General features: G+C 26.6%; 7 protein-coding genes. All 7 read right to left on the bottom strand.

Features of this window, described 5'->3' with window-relative positions; genetic code table 11:
* On the bottom strand, positions 1-671 hold a 671-nt coding region (gene galU / locus Q0V15_RS10835), incomplete at its 3' end, for a UTP--glucose-1-phosphate uridylyltransferase GalU (protein ID WP_297438888.1).
* Between the two features lie 61 nt (positions 672-732).
* Entirely contained in the window at positions 733-1,809 is a 1,077-nt protein-coding gene (locus Q0V15_RS10840; RefSeq protein WP_297438890.1) for an LCP family protein, read from the bottom strand.
* Positions 1,810-2,037: 228 nt separating this feature from the next.
* Positions 2,038-2,850, bottom strand: coding sequence for a glycosyltransferase (locus Q0V15_RS10845; protein ID WP_297438892.1), 813 nt, complete (start codon positions 2,848-2,850; stop codon positions 2,038-2,040).
* A 44-nt stretch (positions 2,851-2,894) separates the two neighbouring features.
* Positions 2,895-3,695 (bottom strand): hypothetical protein, encoded by an 801-nt coding sequence (locus Q0V15_RS10850; RefSeq protein ID WP_297438894.1) that lies wholly within the window; start codon positions 3,693-3,695, stop codon positions 2,895-2,897.
* Between the two features lie 3 nt (positions 3,696-3,698).
* Positions 3,699-4,349: an HAD family phosphatase gene (locus Q0V15_RS10855; RefSeq protein WP_297438896.1), complete on the bottom strand. Its 651-nt coding sequence runs from the start codon at positions 4,347-4,349 to the stop codon at positions 3,699-3,701.
* A complete protein-coding gene (locus tag Q0V15_RS10860) occupies positions 4,350-5,525 on the bottom strand; it encodes a glycosyltransferase (protein WP_297438898.1) in 1,176 nt (391 codons plus the stop codon).
* A 34-nt stretch (positions 5,526-5,559) separates the two neighbouring features.
* Positions 5,560-6,189, bottom strand: coding sequence for a sugar transferase (locus Q0V15_RS10865; protein ID WP_297438900.1), 630 nt, complete (start codon positions 6,187-6,189; stop codon positions 5,560-5,562).
* Between the last annotated feature and the right edge of the window lie 284 nt (positions 6,190-6,473).

Consider the following 6,473-nt stretch of genomic DNA (forward strand, 5'->3'; position numbering starts at 1 on the left):
GGCTTTGTATTTTCTAATATTTCAAATATCTTAGGTGTTATTATATATCTCCCAAGAATAGCTACATTAGTTGGAGCTTCATCTATAGCTGGTTTTTCTATAAGATTTCTAACCTTATAAACTCCATTTTCAACATGAACTCCATCAACTATACCATATTTATTAACATCTTCATGCGCAACTTCCTGAACTCCAAGAATACTTGTATTATACTCATTGAAACACTCAATTAATTGTCCAAGACAAGGCTGTTCATCATTATAAACAATATCATCTCCAAGAAGAACTGCAAATGGTTCATTTCCTACAAATGTTTTAGCACAACTTATAGCATGACCAAGTCCTTTTGGTTCTTTTTGTCTTATAAAATGAATATCAACCATATCTGATATATCTCTAACCATTTTTAAAAGTTCATCTTTCCCTGATCTCTCAAGTTGTATTTCAAGTTCTAAAGATTTATCAAAATGATCTTCAATACACTTTTTACCTTTTCCAGTTATAATAAGTATTTCTTCAATTCCTGATGCTATTGCTTCCTCTATTATATATTGAATAGTTGGTTTATCAACTATTGGTAACATCTCTTTAGGTTGTGATTTAGTTGCTGGTAAAAATCTTGTTCCAAGTCCTGCTGCTGGTATAATAGCTTTTCTTATTTTTTTTTCCATCATAATAAACTCCCTCATCATTTAACTTATTTAATCTGTAGTTTTCTAAATATACCTTATATTAATTATCATACTCAGTATTTGGTAATGCTTTATTTTCAAAAATAAAGTCATGTAATCTTTGATTTGTTTTTTGCTGGTTAAATACAAGATACCATTGACCACTTATAATTTCACCATGACTTTCTGAATTTAATGGAAGTCTTCCTTGTTCTATCTGTGGAGTTCCCATTTTTAATACATCTGCACCCATACTAAATATTTGTGAATTAGTAAGGTTTGTTTGTATTGTAGGTAGTAATCCATCAATAACGCCTGGTACTTCAGTTACATTTAATGCTCTAATTTTTGTATATAACTGTTGCATTATAGCTCTTTGTCTAAATGTTCTAGCATAATCTCCACCAACACCATCTCTTATTCTAGCATAAGCCATTGCTTGTATACCATTTAATAAATGTGTTCCTGGTGTTTTAATATATGCTGCATCAGCGTGGAATATTTGGTTTAACTGCCATTGCGGTGCATTCATTGCTTTAACTTCTGCTTCTGAAAGCTTTACAGTTATCCCCCCCATCATATTAACAAGTTTTGGTAATGTTGTAAAGTTTTCTGTCACATAATATTTTAAATTCATACCATAATTCTCATTTATAGTCTTTAATGCTAATTGTGGTCCGCCAAATGCATAAGCTGCATTTATTTTATTCATACCATAACCTGGTATATTAACATAAGAATCTCTCATTATAGATGTTAATTTAAGTGTATCATTATTTCCATCTATTGTTGCTATCATAATAGTATCTGATCTTCCAGGAGTTCCTGTTGGCTCATCAACACCAAAAATAACTACATTAGTAATATTCTTAAATTTATCAAGTTGGCTCTCAACCTGAGTATCAATTCCTAAATCTTTATTATTAAGTTGTACTCTATTTAGCTTATTTAATGAATGAGTTACATAAAAATAACCACCACCAATAGCTCCTATAAATAATAAAACTATTATTGCAATAATAATTCCTATAACTTTTCCTTTAGACTTTTTTTTATTATCTCTTTTTTTTCTTCTATTATCATTATCATCTGGAATTAATCCATCTGGAAATGATTGAGTATTATCAATATTGCTCATAATATGATCTCCTTATAATCTTTATTTAAAAATATTTAAATTATATATTTAAATCTACAGATTCTTTAAGCTTAAATATATAATATTTAACTTGTAAATTTAGTGACTTGCATATTATTCTACCAAAATATCATATAATAAATTCCAACAATACGATTACAGTTAAACTAATATTACATTTAAAAACCATTCCATTATTATTTCACTAATATAAATCTATTCTTAATTTTATTTTCTCAAAAGTTTCATGTATACAAGCTTCCTAAGTTTATTTGGAATAACTCTAATTACTGCTCTTTCTAAAACATTAATTACAAATCTGTATTTTGATATGAATTTTAGCCTTTGCATATCCTTTTGCATACTATATTCTTTTTTGACATACTTTAATCCACCACGTCTTTCAAACATAGCTGTACCTGTTCTTGCATATACAAGCGCTTCATTAATATTATACATTTTAGCTCCTGAAACAATCATCCTTATCCAAAGATTATAATCTTCAAACCATAAAAACTCTTTATAATTACCTGCTTTTAAAACTGCTGTTTTTTTATACATTACAGTCATGTGATTAAAAGGATTTCTTTTCTTTGCATATTCTTTTATTGCCTCAAATGTACTTGGAACATCTCTCCTAGAAATTATATTATCTATATTTCCATCAAACTCTAAGATGTTACTTCCTACAATATCTACATTTTGCTCATTTATAATATTTAGCTGCTTTTCAAATCTGTCTTTCTTTGCAATATCATCAGTATCCATTCTAGCTATAATTTCATAACTACATTCCTCAACACCAATTCTTAGGGCATATCCAAGCCCTTTATTTTCATCAAATCCTATAAATTTAAACATGTCCTCATATTTAGTGCTAAATTCATTTAAAACTGCTTCTAATCCCTCTGTAAGTAAACCATCCTTTATACAAACTATTTCAGATGGCATTACTGTTTGTGTTAATATACTCTCTAAAGCCTCATAAAGAAACTTTGGTGACTCCTTATAATAAACAGACATCAAAACTGAAAACTTCATATTATTCCATTTCCTCTCATTAGAGCTATTACTCTATTTTATCATTAATGTTTTTTAAATTGCTTAACTATATAGCCACAAGCTATTAGCCCTCTATAAATAAAGTAATATATACTAAGTGTCACAAACACCATAGGTATTTTAAACATCATATATTGTGCTAATATAACTAAAAGCACTATCAAATAATAAAAACCTCGTAGTATATTAACGTCTATAGATGTCCCAACAAATTCTAATATACTTATTTTAAACTTCTTCTCTGCTGCTTTTTCAAAAGTCCTTGAAACTGTTACCATTAAAATAAATACCGATACAGTAATCCATATATTTGTATGAATCACAGTAAGTGGCGTAATATATCTTAATGTACTTAGAACAAAGAAACTCAAAATTGATTTTTTACCTCTTATATTATTATGTATATAATAAAATATTTCTATGAGTATTAATGCAATAATATATTGTATATAATCAAAACCTAGTAAAAATATAATTCCTATACTAATTAGACTAATTAAATATTTTGCACCTAATATTATCCGAACATTTTTCTCAACATAATCCAATTCTTTTCTTTCTAACCTTAATGTTGGTTTTTTTTCTTTTTTTATTGTAAATACATCATTTCTAATATACCCAATTTCATAAATTGACATAGTTCCAATTAGACCAATAATAATAGCAATTCCAACCTTTATGAAACTAAATTCATTTTCATATGCACTTGTTAGCCCATACAGTAATACAGGTATTATAAATGTAAATAAATATGCTACTTTCTTTCCAAGTCCTTTTGTTCTAGTGTAAAAAGTATAAAAGAATGGAATAATATATTTTCCCATTCGTTATTCCTCCATAAATATAAATTTATCTTCTTTTTTCTTCTCCCAAAACTTTTTATTATGATTATTTATAACAATATATGATTTTTTTGTTTGCTTAGCAAAATCATAATCTGTTTCATTATCAGTAATCATAACTAGGTCTTCATAATTTAAATATTTCTTCTTAAAAACTCTAAATTTAGTATACAGAATATCACTACTTACTTTTCCAGTAAAGATTCCATTTATAACTTCAGCCTCTGATGAAATATATCCATCTATATCTAGATTTTTAGCAATCTCTTTTACTATAAATCCATAAGATGCTGACATTATTATTACCTTATACCCTTGATTTTTATAATCAGATATTAGCTGATGTACTTTTTCTATTTTTTTCTTCTCTAAAAACTCATCTATAAAGTTACTAACTAAATTTTCTATTTCTACGCTGGTTTTACTCTTCAATATTTTAGTTATCAAAGCCCTACTCATATCATACTTTAAAATTTTGTTACTAAGTTTATTTATAACCTTAAAACCTATGTTAGAATTCTTTCTTTTTATAGTTTTATATTTTTCATCTACTTTAAATACATAACTAAAGAAGTCCTGCGTGGTATTAGACTTATATAATGTATTACATAAATCCACAACTAATATTTTATCCATTTAATTTTCACCACCTAAAATATTAAGTTCTCTTTCCCATATCTTTTTAATATTTGTATAATCAAAATCATAACTTCTTTGTTTTACCTTTTCAGATAATGACTTATAAACTTCTTTGTTATCAAGCAAACTATTAATTCTATTTGCTAAGTTTATTTCTTCACTACTAATCACTAAACTATCTATCGTATCAATACTTGCAAAATCTGAAACAAGTACACCATATTCTTGAATTTCATCATAATCCATTACTTCACCAAATTTATTAGGTGCAATAATTTCTCTTGGTCCCGATATACAATCAGTTGAAATTATAGGTATTCCAAGCGACATAGCTTCTATATATGTCATTGGTAACCCTTCATGAATAGATGTAGAAACATATAAATCTGTTCTACTTAAAAACTTATATGGATTACTATTAAATCCTGTAAAGATAACATTTTTTTCAATACCTAACTTTTCCACAAGAATTTTAAGTCTTTCTTCTAAATCACCTCTACCAATTATAACAAGCTTTGCATTTGGTCTAGTCTTTAAAATCTCACTAAAAGCTCTTATAAGATGCCACTGACCTTTTTGCATACTAAGCCTACCAACATTAGCTATAATTTCACATTCAAAATTACTATTTGAAAATTCAGTTATTTCAAGTTTAGACTTTACCTTTATATCCTTAAGTATTTGTGGATTGTATATAGTCTTAACATTTTTAGCACTATACTTTTCTAAAAGATACTCTTCTCCAACTCTTGAAACTGATGCTATTAAATCTGATTTTCTTATTATATACTTAAGCATTCTCTTCATATAAGTTGGATAATCTACATCTATATTATTATGTATAGTTGTAATAACTTTTTCATTCCCCTTAGTTAAACAATTCATAAGATCCGTCTTAGGTAAATGACTTATTACAAAATCAAATTTATATTTTCTTTTAATACTTTTAAGCTTTCTATAAATTTCATAATCCTTAAATATCTTCTTCAAACCATACCTTGCTTTTATATTCAAATCAATTATTTGACCTTCATAATCAAAACTAACTCTATTTTCATATAAAATAAAATATACTTCATATCCAAGTTCTTCATATATTATAGATAGATTTGCTGCTACTTTTTCTGCTCCTCCATCTGAAAGTGATGGAACTAATATAGCAATTTTTTTCATTTAAACTTAACCTCCTATATCTTTTTAAATACCACTATCTAGCTCCATGTCCTGAAACTACAATAAGTACAGTTTTAAATAAAATCTTAATATCAAGTTTAAAACCAACATTTTTTATATAATATATATCTAACTCTAACTTTTCTTTAGGTGCTATTTCATATCCACCATTTACCTGTGCATACCCTGTAAGTCCTGGTTTTATAGCTAGTCTATCTCTAAAATTAGGTATAGTTTTTTCAAATTCTTTATAAAAAATCTCACGCTCTGGTCTTGGTCCTATAATTGTCATATCACCTTTTAAAATATTAAAAAACTGTGGTAATTCATCAATCCTAGTCATCCTTATAAACTTCCCAATTCTAGTAACTCTAGCATCATTCTTCACAGCCCATTTAGCTCCAGATACCTCTGCATTAATTACCATAGATCTTATTTTATATATATAAAATTCCTTATTTCCAATCCCAACTCTTTTTTGTTTATAAATAGGTTTCCCTTTACTTTCTAAACAAACTAAAATACAAGTAACTAAAATTATTGGTAGAGTAACAATAATACCTATCACACTAATAATTAAATCCACACATCTCTTAAATGCTAAATATTGCTTGGATATATTTGCTTCAATACCCAACTTTAATTCTTTACTCTCATATTTCATATAAGTATCCAACTCCTCTTATATTCAATAAATATCTCCCTAATATTCTCTGTTTTTTCTTTTAAAGCTAACTTCTTTAATAACTTTAACAAAATATATTCTTATCTTTTAAATATAAAATACTAATTAAATCAATACTATCAAATTTCTATTAAAACACACTTAAAACCTAGGCAAATATTTATTTAAACATCCACTTTTAATTTACTTATATTTGAATAAATTTCACCTATTAATTTATTCGAATAATTATAGCATATAAAATTTCAAAATTAAAGTTTACA

Origin of the sequence: uncultured Clostridium sp., from assembly GCF_947036855.1 — a bacterium.
Lineage (GTDB): Bacteria > Bacillota > Clostridia > Clostridiales > Clostridiaceae > Sarcina.